The 14111-nt window shown below is 68.7% G+C and carries 16 protein-coding genes and 2 tRNA genes; all 18 read right to left on the minus strand.

The features are described 5' to 3' along the window. Positions 1–53 precede the first annotated feature (53 nt). Positions 54–140, minus strand: a tRNA-Leu gene (locus F790_RS0101985). 95 nt (positions 141–235) lie between these two features. Then, positions 236–311 (minus strand) — tRNA-Lys (locus F790_RS0101990). Between the two features lie 104 nt (positions 312–415). Continuing rightward, positions 416–1687, minus strand: a complete 1272-nt coding sequence (locus F790_RS0101995; protein WP_019021230.1) for a YeeE/YedE family protein — start codon at positions 1685–1687, stop codon at positions 416–418. Between the two features lie 168 nt (positions 1688–1855). Next, a complete protein-coding gene (queC, locus tag F790_RS0102000; RefSeq protein ID WP_019590707.1) occupies positions 1856–2542 on the minus strand; it encodes a 7-cyano-7-deazaguanine synthase QueC in 687 nt (228 codons plus the stop codon). After that, entirely contained in the window at positions 2542–3240 is a 699-nt protein-coding gene (gene queE / locus F790_RS0102005; RefSeq protein WP_019590708.1) for a 7-carboxy-7-deazaguanine synthase QueE, read from the minus strand. The genes queC and queE overlap by 1 nt, the downstream gene beginning before the upstream one ends. Continuing rightward, on the minus strand, positions 3237–4064 hold the full coding sequence (gene ybgF / locus F790_RS0102010; protein WP_019590709.1) for a tol-pal system protein YbgF: 828 nt from the start codon (positions 4062–4064) through the stop codon (positions 3237–3239). Before ybgF ends, queE begins: the two co-directional genes overlap by 4 nt. Continuing rightward, on the minus strand, positions 4064–4633 hold the full coding sequence (pal, locus tag F790_RS0102015; RefSeq protein ID WP_019590710.1) for a peptidoglycan-associated lipoprotein Pal: 570 nt from the start codon (positions 4631–4633) through the stop codon (positions 4064–4066). Before pal ends, ybgF begins: the two co-directional genes overlap by 1 nt. Positions 4634–4683: 50 nt before the next feature. Then, on the minus strand, positions 4684–5973 hold the full coding sequence (tolB, locus tag F790_RS0102020) for a Tol-Pal system beta propeller repeat protein TolB (protein WP_019590711.1): 1290 nt from the start codon (positions 5971–5973) through the stop codon (positions 4684–4686). A 43-nt stretch (positions 5974–6016) separates the two neighbouring features. Continuing rightward, entirely contained in the window at positions 6017–6976 is a 960-nt protein-coding gene (tolA, locus tag F790_RS0102025) for a cell envelope integrity protein TolA (protein ID WP_019021235.1), read from the minus strand. Positions 6977–6986: 10 nt separating this feature from the next. Next, positions 6987–7436, minus strand: coding sequence for a protein TolR (tolR, locus tag F790_RS0102030; RefSeq protein ID WP_019589295.1), 450 nt, complete (start codon positions 7434–7436; stop codon positions 6987–6989). Between the two features lie 3 nt (positions 7437–7439). Next, positions 7440–8117 (minus strand): protein TolQ, encoded by a 678-nt coding sequence (gene tolQ, locus F790_RS0102035; RefSeq protein WP_026300757.1) that lies wholly within the window; start codon positions 8115–8117, stop codon positions 7440–7442. 30 nt (positions 8118–8147) lie between these two features. Then, positions 8148–8585 (minus strand): tol-pal system-associated acyl-CoA thioesterase, encoded by a 438-nt coding sequence (ybgC, locus tag F790_RS0102040; RefSeq protein WP_019021237.1) that lies wholly within the window; start codon positions 8583–8585, stop codon positions 8148–8150. Further along, positions 8582–9610 carry a Holliday junction branch migration DNA helicase RuvB gene (ruvB, locus tag F790_RS0102045; protein ID WP_018870019.1) on the minus strand — a complete coding sequence of 343 codons (1029 nt, stop codon included), beginning with the start codon at positions 9608–9610 and terminating at the stop codon, positions 8582–8584. The genes ybgC and ruvB overlap by 4 nt, the downstream gene beginning before the upstream one ends. A gap of 98 nt (positions 9611–9708) precedes the next feature. Further along, complete coding sequence (ruvA, locus tag F790_RS0102050) at positions 9709–10320, minus strand: Holliday junction branch migration protein RuvA (protein WP_019569118.1); 612 nt, start codon at positions 10318–10320, stop codon at positions 9709–9711. Beyond that, a complete protein-coding gene (ruvC, locus tag F790_RS0102055) occupies positions 10317–10829 on the minus strand; it encodes a crossover junction endodeoxyribonuclease RuvC (protein ID WP_019021239.1) in 513 nt (170 codons plus the stop codon). The genes ruvA and ruvC overlap by 4 nt, the downstream gene beginning before the upstream one ends. Before the next feature lie 29 nt (positions 10830–10858). After that, positions 10859–11602, minus strand: a complete 744-nt coding sequence (locus F790_RS0102060) for a YebC/PmpR family DNA-binding transcriptional regulator (protein WP_019590712.1) — start codon at positions 11600–11602, stop codon at positions 10859–10861. A gap of 57 nt (positions 11603–11659) precedes the next feature. Continuing rightward, entirely contained in the window at positions 11660–12289 is a 630-nt protein-coding gene (locus F790_RS0102065; RefSeq protein ID WP_019590713.1) for a triacylglycerol lipase, read from the minus strand. Between the two features lie 18 nt (positions 12290–12307). Further along, positions 12308–14095, minus strand: coding sequence for an aspartate--tRNA ligase (gene aspS, locus F790_RS0102070; RefSeq protein ID WP_019590714.1), 1788 nt, complete (start codon positions 14093–14095; stop codon positions 12308–12310). Positions 14096–14111 lie beyond the last annotated feature (16 nt).

Raw genomic sequence — 14111 nt, forward strand, 5'->3', positions numbered from 1 at the left:
AAATCAGTCGTGTCCGGGCGCGGGGCCGTCGTCTCGCGGCCGGACGGGGTTCCTGGTGCGAAAGGAGAGACTCGAACTCTCACGGGTGTTACCCCACTGGGACCTAAACCCAGCGCGTCTACCAGTTCCGCCACTTTCGCCGTTGGTTTCGTAACCCGACATTGTAGCGTGTCTGCATGCCGGAAACACAAAAGGCCCGCTGAACGGGCCTTGTGCCGGTCCGGGACCGGGGAGATGGTGGGTCGTGTAGGATTCGAACCTACGACCAATGGATTAAAAGTCCACTGCTCTACCAACTGAGCTAACGACCCGTGTGATCTGCAACGGGGGCGTAGTGTACGGCCCCGTCGCCAAAACGCAAGGCGGGCCGCGATCGCGGCCCGCCCGGGCAGGAAGGTTCCCGCCCCGCCGGCGATCAGATCGCCTCGAGGCTGCGCATCTTCGACGGCAGGAGCTTCATGTCCACCAGCGAGGTGATCAGCGCCTTGCCGAAGCTGGCTTCGTCTTCATAGACCATCTTGTAGTACTGGATCTTCATGGTCAGGGCCGCGCCGAACACGATGAAGATAAAGGTCAGGAACCCGCCGATCGCCAGCGTGGAGACCCCGGTGATGGCCTGCCCCACGGTACAGCCCATCGCGAGGATGCCGCCCACGCCCATCAGTATGCCCCCGGCGAAGTGGTTCCAGAAATCGCGCAGCGACGAGAACCACTCAATGCGGAAGCTGCGCGACACCAACGACCAGAAGAACGAGCCCAGGATCACGCCCGCCAGCGCCATCACGCCGAAATACAGGAAGCGGCTGTCGAAGCCTTCCTTCACGTAGGCCGCGCTCTGGCCCATCGGGGCGATGAAGGTGAAGGACTGGTTGTTCCAGAAACGCAGCTGGTCGGCCGGGCGCTCTTCACCGGGCTCGCCCAGGAAGTCCCAGTCGGCCAGATAGGCCGTCGGGGTGTAGGTGTCGCCCATCTCGTCGGCCACCTGCACGTTGCTGGTCAGCCACCAGGCACCGATCACCACCAGGCCGATCACCAGCCCGCCGAGGATGTTGTCGAAGCTCTTGCGGAAGTCCGCCGCCTTGAAGATCAGCGCCAGCAGCAGCACGCCGATGACCAGGCCCAGCACCAGACGCGCGGTGCCGTCGGCATCGCCCGCGACGATCGAGCCGAGATCCTGGCCGCCGGACAGCGTGATCGCGGTGGCGTCCATCCAGCCGAACAGCAGCTGGTTGAGGGTCTCGCCGGTGCCGAACACCGACTGCGTGCTCAGCAGGAAGTAGGCGACGATGCCGATCAGGACCATCACCATCACCGATTTGATGTTGCCGCCGCCCACGCGCACCAGGGTCTTGTTACCGCAGCCCGAGCCGTAGGTCATGCCGATCCCGAACAGGAAACCGCCCAGCACGTGTCCGAGCCAGTTCAGGTTATCCATGCGGTAGGGAGGAAACGAACCTTCGGCGCTCAGCACGCCAAAGAATTCCAGGGTGCTCACGCCCAGCATGGCCACGGCGATGGCCAGCAGCCAGGAGCGCATGCGCCCGGTGTCACCCATGTTCACCCAGTCGGAGACCGCACCCATGGTGCAGAAGTTGGTCTTGTTGGCGACCGCCCCCATGATGAAGGCGAGGATGAACGTTCCGACCAGCACCGCCGTGGCGGCTGCGGAAAAGCTGGAGAATTCCATGCGTCAAACCCTCTTGATCAGTTGTCACTCGGGCTGCACGACCGACCGGAGCAGGGCATCCGGTTTCGCCGTTCAGGGCCGCGCAGCATACATCGACCACCAGACGAGATCGAGAGAGGTTTCATTCCGTGCTTCCCCGGGCGAACCTGCCGGGCCCGGGGCCGGGCCTCATCCGGCATAACGGGTGGGATCGGGGATCCCGGCCGCCGCGAAACCGTCGGCACGCAGGCGGCAGGAATCGCAGGTGCCACAGGCGCGCCCGTCCGCGTCGGCCCGGTAACACGACACCGTCAGCGAATAGTCCACGCCCAGACGCGCCCCTTCGCGGATGATCTGCGCCTTGCTCAGATGCATCAGCGGGGCCTCCACCGACCATGGCGCGCCCTCCACGCCGGTCGCCGTCGCGACGCGCGCCAGCGACTGAAAGGCCTCGATGAACGCGGGGCGGCAGTCGGGATAGCCGGAGTAGTCGACCGCGTTGGCGCCCACCACCAGACGGTGGGCGCCCAGGGTCTCGGCAAACCCCAGGGCCAGCGACAGAAACACGGTGTTGCGCGCCGGCACGTAGGTCACCGGGATACCCTCGCCGCCGGCCTCGGGCACCTCGATGGCCGAGTCGGTCAGCGCGGAGCCGCCAATGGCAGCCAGGTCGACATGCACCACGCGATGGTCGGCCACCCCGGCGGCCGCGGCCACACGCCGCGCCGCCTGCAGCTCGGTGGCGTGGCGCTGCCCGTAGTCCACCGACAGGGCGTGGCATTCCAGCCCCTGCTCCCGCGCCAGCGCCAGGCAGGTGGCCGAGTCCAGTCCGCCCGACAGCAGGACCACGGCGCGTTCATTCGCCCCCGTGGCCATCAACGCCCCGGCTCGTCGCCCCACAGCCACTTGTGCAGCTGCACCTGAAAACGTACCGGCAGGCGTTCGGCCACGATCCAGTCGGCCAGCAGCCGCGGCTCCAGCTCGCCATGTACCGGGGAAAACAGGACTTCCACCGCCGGATCCAGGCCCATCCCGGGGAGGGCGTCACGCGCCCATTCGAAATCCGCCCGGTTGGCGAGCACGAACTTCAGCTGGTCGCCCTCCCCCAGATACGCGAGGTTTTCCGCCCGGTTACGCCCGGACTCGCAGGACGCGGGTGCCTTCCAGTCCATGACCAGCCCGGCGCGCGGATCCACGTCGCTCACGTCCATGGCACCGGAGGTCTCGATGGTGACCGCCAGGCCGGCATCACACAGGCCCGTGATCAGGGCACGGCTGCCCGGCTGGGCCAGCGGCTCGCCCCCGGTGACGCACACGTGGCGCACCCCCTCGCCCGTCACCCTCTGCAGCACCGTGTCGACGTCGGTGGTCTCGCCACCCTCGAAGGCGTATTCGGTGTCACACCAGCGACAGCGCAGCGGGCAGCCGGTCAGGCGCACGAACACCGTGGGCCAGCCCACCTGCGCCGCCTCGCCCTGCAGCGAAACGAACATCTCGCTCAGGCGCAGCCGGGGTGCGCTCCCGGACGCAGAGGCCGGTGCCGTGGTGCGGCGCAGCGGTGCTTCCACGCTCACGAGCCGTCCATCCGCTGCAGGCGTTCGCGCGCAAGGCGATCCAGCGTGGTGCCGCCGTATTCCTCGCGCACCTGTTCCAGCGCCTCGCGCGCGGCCTCGAAATCCTCGAGCTCGTAATGCGAGTAACCGATCTTCAGCAGGGCATCGCCCTGCTTGTCACTCTCCGGAAACTGCTCACGCAACCGCTCGAAGTCTTCCAGCGCGGCCTCGAAATCGCCACTGGCATATTTGGCTTCGGCCAGCCAGTACCAGGCGTTGGCGGCAAAATCCCCGTCCGGGAACCGCTCGATGAACGCCTCCAGCTGCCGGATCGCCCCGGCATAATCCCCGTCCATCAGGACCGAGAAGGCCTCCTGGTAGGCCTCCTGCTCGCCCGCGTCCGGCAGATCGAAATCCACCACTTCTTCTTGCGGCGCCTCGCCTTCGCTGGCGACACCGCCGGCCTCCAGCGTCGCCAGCCGCTCGTCGAGATGAGCAAACTGGTCCCGCTGGCGCTCTTCCAGGCGGTCAAGGCGGTGATTCAGGGTATCGACTTCTCCGCGCAGATTGCGCAGATCCCGCTGCATCTCCTCGACGCCGCGCAGCATGTCCGCCAGCGCACTGGAATCCAGCCTGCGTTCGATGCGATCCAGCCGGCGGTCCAGCTCCCGCACCTGCGACTGCGTCGCCACGATGCCGTCTTCCTGCGCCAGCACCGGGGGCCCGGCCAGCAGCAGGACCGGAAGCATCCCGGCCAGCAGGGCGCCCCGCAGGGCACCCTGCGGGAAACGCTGCCCGGCCCGCCGCCGAATCGCCTGCATGGGACGCGTATCCATCACCATCATCACTGCCGACGGTCGTATACCAGTTCCACGCGCCGGTTCTGCGCCCAGGCCTCTTCGGTCTGTTCGAAGGCCACCGGCATCTCCTCGCCGTAGCTGACGACCTCGATCTGCTCGTCCTCGGCCCCGTTGAGGTTCAGCACCCGACGCACGGACTGCGCACGGCGCTCACCCAGCCCCAGGTTGTACTCACGGGTACCCCGTTCGTCGGTATGCCCTTCCAGACGCAGCCGCGCACCGGGGTTGGCCGCGAGATACTCGGCATGCGCCTCCAGCATCTCCTCGTACTCGCGCTTCACCTCGTCACGGTCGAATTCGAAATACACCAGGCGGTCGGCCAGCAGGCTGTCCGGGTCATCCAGTGCCGCGGCGTCCAGACGCCGGTCCTCGCCCAGTCCCCGTGCCTCGCGCTCGCGCCGCTCGCGGGCCTCCCGCTCGGCCTCGGCCTCGGCTTGTGCCGCCTCACGTGCCTCGCGCTCGGCCGGATCCTCGGCATCGCGCACCGGCTGGGCGCAGGCCGCCAGCGAGCCCACGACAAGGGCCAGAACGCCCCAGCGAATCAGGTGATTCATCGTTCGTTTCCTCAGGGTGTTGTCAATCATCAAAGAATCCGCGCAGCCCCTCATTCGCCGAGTGGCGACCAGGCCGGTTCACGCACCTCGCCGTCCCGGCCCTCCAGCCGCTGGTGTACCCGGCCATCCCGGCTCACCGAGCCCAGGACGCCACGAGTGCCTTCGCTGATGGCGTAAAGGATCATGCTTCCGTTGGGAGCAAAGCTTGGGGACTCGGCGTTACCGGAATCGGTCAGTCGCGTGACACGACGGTCGCCGAGATCCAGGCGGGCCAGACGGAAGCCGCCATCGCCCCCCTCCACATACACTACCGAATCACCGTCCGGGGACACCGTGACACCCGCCGCATATCCGCTCTCGAAGGTCAGCCGCCGGACATCCCCGCCGTCGGCGTCCATGCGGTAGATCTGCGGTGCCCCGGCACGGTCGGAGGTGAAATAGATGGTCCCGCCGTCCGGCGACCACGCCGGTTCGGTCTCGATCGCAGAGGACCGCGTCAGCTGCTCCAGGTCCCCGCTCTGCAGATCCAGCCGATAGATATTGGGACTGCCGTCGCGCGACAGGCTCAGCGCCAGGTAGCGTCCGTCCGGCGACCACGCCGGCGCACTGTTGATTCCCCGGAACCGGGCCAGGCTCACCCGCTCGCCGCTGCGCACGTCGTGGCGGAAGACCTCGGACTGCCGGTTCTCGAACGACACATACACCAGTTCGTTGCCATCCGGCGACCAGGCCGGCGACATCACCGGATCCGACGAGCGGTACAGGGTGCGCGGATTCGCGCCGTCGGAGTCGGCAACCTGCAGACGGAACTGGCGGCCGTCGCCGTCGCGCTGCACCTGCACGAAGGCAATGCGCGCACTGAACGCCCCCGGATCGCCGGTGATGGCCTCGAACACGAGATCCGACACCCGGTGCCCGCCGCGCCGCAGCATGTCGGCCGGCACCGGGATGCGCCAGCCGCCGAGGCGTTCCTCGGCAAGGACGTCGAACACATGGAAATCCACCACCACGCGATCGCCGTCCGGGCGCTTGCTGCCGACCACCACGTACTCGGCCCCGGCCGCACCCCAGGGCTCCGGAATGAAGTCCGCAGGCCCGGTGGCCCCCGAAGGCAGGTCCTCGCGCAGCACCTCGAACAGCCCGCTGCGGTGCAGATTGTCCCCCAGGATCCCGCTCATGCGGGTCTCCGGCTCACCTTCGCCGCGCCACTCGAACGGCGCCACGGCTACCGGGATCGCCCCCGACACGCCCTCGGTCACCGTGACCTCCAGCACCGCGTGCGCCTGGGAGCCCCCCAGCATCAGGGCAATCCCGAGCAGGCCCGTCAGGGGCTGCAACATCTTTTTCATCATTGGTGCCTGCAATGCCATTGAAACCTCACCGTCACTGCGGTTCGAACTGGATCCGGACCCCGCGCGCCGCGGCGTCGGCATCCGGCGGCTCCGGCAGGGCACGCAGGCGCTCGATCGCCTCCTCCACGGACGCGCAGAATGCCGGCCCTCCGGCGCAGCGCTCCACCTCGAAACTGATGATACGCCCGGTCTCGTTGACCCGCACGTGCACCGTCGCCCGGTCCGACGCGCTGACGTCCGCGGGTTCGCGCCAGCGGCGCTGGACCACCGCGCTGGCCTGTGCCTGCCACTCCTCGATCGCCTCGCGGCGTTCAGCGGCCGCCTGCGCCGCCTCGCGGCGTTCCGCGGCCTCGGCCATGCGCTGCATCTCCTCTTCCATGCGTTCGCGCCGGCGCTGCTCCTCGAGTTCCCGCTCGGCTTCGGCGCGCCGCTCGGCTTCCTCGCGTGCCCTGCGTTCGGCCTCCTCCTGCTCGCGGCGCTCCTGTTCCTCGCGGGCCTGACGTTCGGCCTCCTCGCGTTCGCGCCGTTCCTGTTCCGCGCGCTCGCGCTCTTCTTCTGCCTCGCGCCGGGCCTGTTCGGCGGCCTCGCGCTCACGCTCCAGACGTTCGGCTTCTTCCTGTGCCTGCCGGCGTGCCCGCTCCGCCTCTTCCAGTGCCTCGCGCCGGGCCTGCTCCTCGGCCTCGCGCCGGCGCTGTTCTTCCAGCCTGCGCTGTTCCTCGGCGCGGCGGCGTTCCTCTTCCTCGCGCAGGGCCTCGGCGATCGCCTCCTGCTCCGCGACTTCGCGTTCATGCTGGATGCGGTCGAAGGTCTCGGCGTCCACCGCCTCGGCCTGGACCACTTCCACCTCGTCGCCGGTCGTAATCTCCAGGGGTTCCCCGGAACGGCTGTCCGGCGCAAGGTTGACGTTCAGCAACAGCGCCGCGAACAGCACGCCATGCAGCGCCAGCACCAGCAGCAGGGCAAACGGATGTTGTCGCAGCAGTTCGAACACGGCAGCCGGTTCAGTCGTCGCGCGGCGGATCGGTGATCAGGCCCACGCGGCCGCCCCCTGCCCGCTGCAGCGCGATCATCGCGTCGATCACCCGTCCGTAGTCCACATTGCGGTCGCCGCGCACGTAGGTCTGCGTGCCCGGGTGGTCCTCGAGGAACTGGATAACGATCTCGGTCATCTCCTCGGGCGCCAGCGGTTCATTCACCCGCGGCCCCTGGTTGAGGCTGAGCGCGCCCGCGGCGTCCACCGTGACGACCAGCGGTTCGGCCGCCTCGGTCCCGTCATCCAGCGCCTCGGCCTGGGCCTCGGGCAGATCCACTTCCACCCCCTGCTGCAGCATGGGCGCGGTGATCATGAAGATGATCAGCAGCACCAGCATCACGTCGATGAACGGCACGACGTTGATCTGCGACATCGGCCGCCGGCTGCGACGCTGACTGCGGAGCGAGGTCTTCGCCATGGTTTATTCGCCGGTCGTGGCGACCGACGCCTCGCTTGCGCGCGGATGGGACTGGCGGTTGAGCAGGCCCGCGAACTCCTCGCTGAAGTTCTCCAGCCGCCCGGCAATACGATCCACGTCCCCGGAGAAGCGGTTATAGGCGATCACCGCCGGGATCGCCGCGAACAGCCCCAGCGCGGTGGCGATCAGGGCCTCGGCAATGCCCGGGGCGACCATCGCCAGGGTCGCCTGCTGCACCCCGGAGAGCCCGAGAAACGCGTGCATGATGCCCCAGACGGTGCCGAACAGGCCGATGTACGGGCTGGTCGACCCGACCGTGGCCAGGAACTGCAGATAGCGTTCCATGCCGTCCAGCTCGCGCGAGATCGCCACCCGCATCGCGCCCTGGGCCGGCTCGGCGGGCGGCATGCCGTGCTGGCGCGCACGCAGGAACTCCTTGAACCCGGAGGAGAACACGTGCTCCATCGGGTTCAGTACGGTCTTGCGCCGCAATCCCTCGTAGAGATGGGACAGATCCGCGCCCGACCAGAAACGTTCCTCGAAATCGTCGGCCGCACGGTCCACGCCGCGCAGCGTGCGCGCCTTCACGATGATGGCCAGCCACGAGAACACCGAGGCCAGGACCAGGATGATCATCACCAGCTGGACCACCAGGCTGGCCTCCATGATGAGCTGGTACATCGAAAAATCGACTTCCACGGATCTTCTCCCTCAGCCTGTTGCTTCGGTATCGGTTGCGATCGCCGCGTGCATCGCGCGGTAAACGGATTCCGGCACGGCGGCCGGCACGGCCCGCTCGGGATCCACGCAGGCAATCATGATCTCGCCGGTAACCAGCGGCTCGCCGTCGCGGCGCACGACCTGGACGAACTCGACGCTGGCACGACGCAGGCGACGCGGTTCGCAGGTCACTTCCAGTGCCTCGTTGAAACGCGCCGGCCGGCGCATGTCCAGGCTGGCGCGGCGAACCGCGAACACCACGCCGCAGTCGGCCCTCAGACGGTCCTGTTCGAAGCCGAGTTCCCGCAGCCACTCGGTGCGCGCACGCTCCATGAATTTCAGATAATTGGCGTGATAGACCACGCCACCGGCATCGGTATCCTCGTAATAGACGCGCACGGGCCAGTGAAAATCCGTGGCTGCGGTCATGCACGCCCTCCGCCGGCCAGCAGGTCCCCGTCCCCGCCGGGCAGGTCGAACATCGCCAGCGTGCGCCGGGTCGCCTGGCGGCCGCGCGGGGTGCGCTGCAGGTAACCCTGCTGGATCAGGAACGGCTCGACCACGTCCTCCAGGGTCCCGCGATCCTCGTTGAGCGCGGTGGCCAGGCTCTCCACGCCCACCGGCCCGCCGTCGAACTTGTCCACCAGCACCTCCAGCAGGCGCCGGTCCTGGGCGTCCAGGCCGCCGGCGTCGATCGCCAGCAGATCCAGACCGTGCTCCGCGACCTCGGCGGTAATCACCCCGCTGGCGCGCACCTCGGCGTAGTCGCGCACCCGCCGCAGCAGGCGATTGGCCAGCCGCGGGGTGCCACGCCCGCGCCGCGCGATGGCCTCGGCCCCGGCGGCATCGATGCCCACGCCCAGCAGCCCGGCGGCCCGCTCGACAATATGCGCCAGGTCGGTGACGGAATAATGATTGAGGCGTTGCACGATGCCGAAACGGTCACGCAGCGGCGCCGACAGCAGCCCCGCGCGGGTGGTGGCCCCGACCAGGGTGAATGGCGGCAGATCAACCTTGATGGAGCGCGCGGCCGGCCCTTCGCCGATCACGATATCCAGCTGCGAGTCCTCCAGCGCGGGGTAGAGCACCTCTTCCACGACCGTGGGCAGGCGGTGGATCTCGTCGACGAACAGCACATCGCGCGGTTCCAGCGCGGTGAGGATCGCGGCCAGATCCCCGGCGCGTTCCAGCACCGGCCCGGAGGTCTGGCGCAGGCCCACACCCAGCTCATGGGCGACGATATGCGCCAGGGTGGTCTTGCCCAGTCCCGGCGGCCCGGCCACCAGGGTGTGATCGAGGGCCTCGCCCCGGCCACGGGCGGCATCGATGAACAGACCCAGCTGTTCCACGACCTGCGGCTGGCCGCTGTAGTCCGTCAGCCGTTTCGGCCGCAGACTCACCTCGGCGCCGGCGTCCTCGGACTGATGCTGCATGTCAACCAGGCGGGATTCCATGCGCTGCAGTATGCATCCTGCCGGGAACCATTTACAGGGGCCCGGGACTGTGGTTTTCGCGGAATCCGGGCCGGATCACGCCGGCCCGGCCTGCAGCCTCAGGAACGCACGGTCGCACGCAGGGCGAGGCGCACCAGGGTCTCCACCGAATCCGCCTGTTCGCGCACCGCGGCCACCATCTTCTCGGCACTGGCACGCGCATAGCCCAGGGCCTCCAGCGCCGCCAGGGCCTCGTCCTCCATCGACGGGCCGGCCGGGGCCGGCGCCGCATCGCCCCCCTTCTCCGGCGCCGCGCCGCCAAAGCCGAGTTCGCCCAGACGCTCGCCCAGCTCCAGGGCCACGCGTTCGGCGGTACGCTTGCCGATCCCGGGCACCTTTGCCAGACCGGCGGTGTCGCCGGACCGGATCAGTCCGGCGAGCTCGTCGCCGGCGTAGGTCGACAGCATCGCCAGCGCCAGACGCGCACCGATGCCGTTGACCCGGATCAGCCGGCGGAACAGGTCACGGTCGCGGCGATGATGAAAGCCGTACAGCTGATGCGCGTCCTCGCGCACCACCAGATGGGTGGCCAGCACCACGGTCTCGCCCGGGTCCGGCAACAGGGCCAGCGTGGACACCGGCACGTCCACCTCGTAGCCGACGCCGCCGACGTCCAGCAGCACGCCACCGGGCTCGCGGCTGATCAGGGTCCCCTCCAGGCGCGCGATCATGGGCGGCCCCCGCCGATGGCGGCGGCCGGCTGCAGCCGCGCCTGGCTGGCGTCGGTATGCGCGTGGCACAGCGCCACGGCCAGGGCGTCGGCGGCATCGCTGGACGCCGGTTCGCCGAGAGAAAGGATCTGCTGCGTCATGTGCTGGACCTGCTCCTTGCCGGCACCACCGACCCCGACCACGGCCAGCTTGATCGCGCGCGGAGTGTATTCGTGGACGGGCAGCCCCGCCCGGGTGGCGGCGCAGATGGCCGCCCCGCGCGCCTGCCCGAGCTTGATCGCGGACTGCGCATTGCGTGCGACGAATACGCTCTCGATCGCGAGCACCTCGGGGGCCAGCTCGGCGATCACCTCCTCGATCCCCGCAAAGATCTCGCCGAGGCGCTCGGGGAACGCCTTCGCCCGCGGGCGCACCACGCCGTGCCCCAGCGAGCGCGACTGCCGCGACCCGGTTTCGATCACCGCGAAACCGGTCAGGCGCGAACCGGGATCAATGCCGAGGATGCGCACCGCTTCAGCCCCGCCCCCGAATCCGGAGCTCAACCATCGCCGCCCACCCCTTCGGGGAAGTTGGCGTTGGTGTAGACGTTCTGCACATCGTCCAGATCGTCCAGCATGTTCAGGAGCTTCAGCACCGTCTCGGCGGTTTCCTCGTCCAGCGGGGAAAGGGTCTCCGGACGCATCGTGACCTCCGAATTTTCCGGTTCCAGACCGTGATCCAGCAGGGCCTGACGCACGTCCTGATAGACATCCGGGTCGGTGATGACCTCGATGGAACCGTCATCGTCCACCAGCACGTCCTCGGCACCGCCCTCCAGCGCCGGCTCCATCACCGTCTCCTCGTCCAGCCCCGGCGGGAAGCTGATCACGCCCTTCTTCTCGAACAGATAGGCCACCGAACCGTCGGTGCCGAGATTGCCGCCCATCTTGTTGAAGGCGTGGCGCACCTCCGACACCGTACGATTGCGGTTGTCGGTCATGCAGTCGACCATGATCGCCGCACCGCCCGGGCCGTAGCCCTCGTAGCGCAGCTCCTCGTAGGCCTCGCCCTCGGTCTCCCCGGCACCGCGCTTCGCCGCGCGCTCGATGGTGTCGCGGGTCATGTTGTTCTTCAGGGCATTGTCGAACGCCAGACGCAGACGCGGATTGGTCTCCGGGTCCGGCCCGCCGTGACGCGCGGCCACGGTGATTTCGCGGATCAGCTTGGTGAACAGCTTGCCGCGCTTGGCGTCCTGCGCGCTCTTGCGGTGCTTGATGTTCGCCCACTTGCTGTGACCGGCCATGGTGTTCCGCCTCCTCGTTGCCTGTGCTCAGGGAAACGCTGCTCAGTGTAACGGGGTTCAGAGGTCGAATTCCCCGTGCTCCAGGAAATGCGCGACGGCCTGCGCGACCGGATCGCTGAAGATCAGGCCCATGTGGGTGACCGGTGCCTGGAGATGCCGGGACACTTCCGGCCCCCGGGTCTCCTCCACCGCGACCAGGCCATCATGCGGTTCGGGCAGTTCGGTCAGCAGCGGCCCCGGAAAACGCCCGCGGGTACCGGCGATCATCCCCACCTGACGCCCGCGCAGCACCGGGCTGCCGCCCAGCAGACCGCGATCCAGCGCGCGCCCCAGCCACCAGCGCCCGGCCCGGTTGGCGGCCAGCCGCGCGGCCACCCGACTGCCGGCGAGCGGGGAACCGAGCATCACCACGCGCCCCGGCCGCTGCACCGGCGCCACCGCGAACAGGTGCCGCAGGATCACCCCGCCAAGGCTGTGGCCGACCAGGTGCACCATGTCGTCCGGCAGGGTCTCCAGCCAGGCCGCCAGGGCGCGCGCGACTTCCTCGGGACTGGCCCGGCGCGACGGATAGCGAAACGCCCGCACCCGGTAACCCGCCGCATGCAGACGGCGCCGCAGCAGCACCATCTCCGCCCCGGTCATGTGCCAGCCATGCAGGGTCACCACCGTGGTCCGCATGGCCGTCATCGCCGCGCTGCCCCGGTCCTATTGCGCGCCGTCGCCGGCAACCCCGGCCCGCAGACGGATGCCCAGTTCGCGCAGCGGCTTCTCGCCCACCGGCGCCGGGGCGTCGGTCAGCAGACAGGCCGCGGTCTGGGTCTTGGGGAACGCCATCACGTCGCGGATCGAGTGGGCGCCGCTCATCAGCATCACCAGACGATCCAGACCGAAGGCGAGGCCGCCATGCGGCGGGGCGCCGAAGTTCAGCGCATCCAGCAGGAAGCCGAACTTCTCGCGTGCCTCTTCCTCGCCGATGCCCAGCGCCTCGAACGCGGCCTGCTGCATCTCCGGGTTGTGGATACGGATGGACCCGCCGCCGACCTCGGTGCCGTTGAGCACCATGTCGTAGGCCCGCGACATGGCCTCGCGCGGGTTCTCGCGCAGGGCGTCGGGGCTGTCGGTGGCCGGGGCGGTGAACGGGTGATGCAGGGCGTACAGGCGCTTGTCGTCCGGGTCCCACTCGAACATCGGGAAATCCACCACCCACAGCGGGCGCCAGCCGGGCTCGACCAGGCCGCGATCATGGCCGACCTGCACGCGCAGCGCACCCAGCGCCTCGTTCACCACGTCGGCGCGGTCCGCGCCGAAGAAGATCAGGTCACCGGCGGCCGCGTCGGTGCGCGCGAGGATCTCGCGGATCACGTCCTCGGGCAGGAACTTGAGGATCGGCGACTGCAGCCCGTTCGCAGGATCGGCGGGGTCGTTGACCTTGATGTACGCAAGACCCTTCGCCCCGTAGCGCCCGACGAACTCGGTGTAGCCGTCGATCTCCTTGCGGGTCAGCTCCGCGCCGCCCGGCACGCGCAGGGCGGCCACCCGCCCTTCGGGGTCGTTCGCCGGCGCGTTGAAGACCTTGAATTCCACCGCCTGCATCACCTCGGTCAGCTCGGTGAACTCCAGCGGGATGCGCAGATCCGGCTTGTCGGAGCCGAAGCGGGTCATCGCCTCGGCGTGGCTCATGCGCGGGAACGGGTCGTCCAGCTCGATGCCCATGACCTCGCGGAACAGATGGCGCATCAGCTCCTCGGTCACGCCCATCACGTCGGCCTCGTCGACGAACGCCATCTCCATGTCCAGCTGGGTGAACTCCGGCTGGCGGTCGGCACGCAGATCCTCGTCGCGGAAGCAGCGGGTGATCTGGTAGTAGCGGTCCATGCCGGACATCATCAGCAGCTGCTTGAACAGCTGCGGCGACTGCGGCAGGGCGAAGAAGCTGCCCGCGTGGGTGCGCGACGGCACCAGATAGTCGCGCGCGCCCTCGGGGGTCGCGCGGGTCAGCATCGGGGTCTCGATGTCGAGGAAGTCGCGCTCCTCGAGGAACCGGCGCATCGCCGCGGTGACCTGCCCGCGCAGGCGCAGGCGCTCCTGCATCACCGGCCGGCGCAGATCCATGTAGCGATAGCGCAGGCGGGTATCCTCGCCCACGTCCTCGTCGTCCAGCGGGAACGGCGGCGTCTTCGCCGCGTTCAGCACCTCCAGCTCCAGCCCGAGGATCTCCACCGCGCCGGTGGTCAGCTCGGGGTTTTCGGTGCCTTCCGGGCGCCGGCGCACGCGTCCGGTCATGCGGATCACGTATTCACTGCGCAGCTGCTCGGCGCGCGCAAAGACCTCGGCCCGGTCGGGATCGAACACCACCTGCACCAGTCCCGCGTGATCACGCAGATCGACGAAGATCACGCCGCCATGGTCGCGGCGGCGGTTGACCCAGCCACACAGGGTCACTTCGGAATCGAGGTCGCGTTCGGTGACCTGCCCACAGAGATGCGTTCGCATTGCGCCGTTCCAGCTG

Origin of the sequence: Thioalkalivibrio sp. ALE20 (assembly GCF_000381405.1) — a bacterium.
Taxonomy (GTDB): Bacteria; Pseudomonadota; Gammaproteobacteria; order Ectothiorhodospirales; family Ectothiorhodospiraceae; genus Thioalkalivibrio.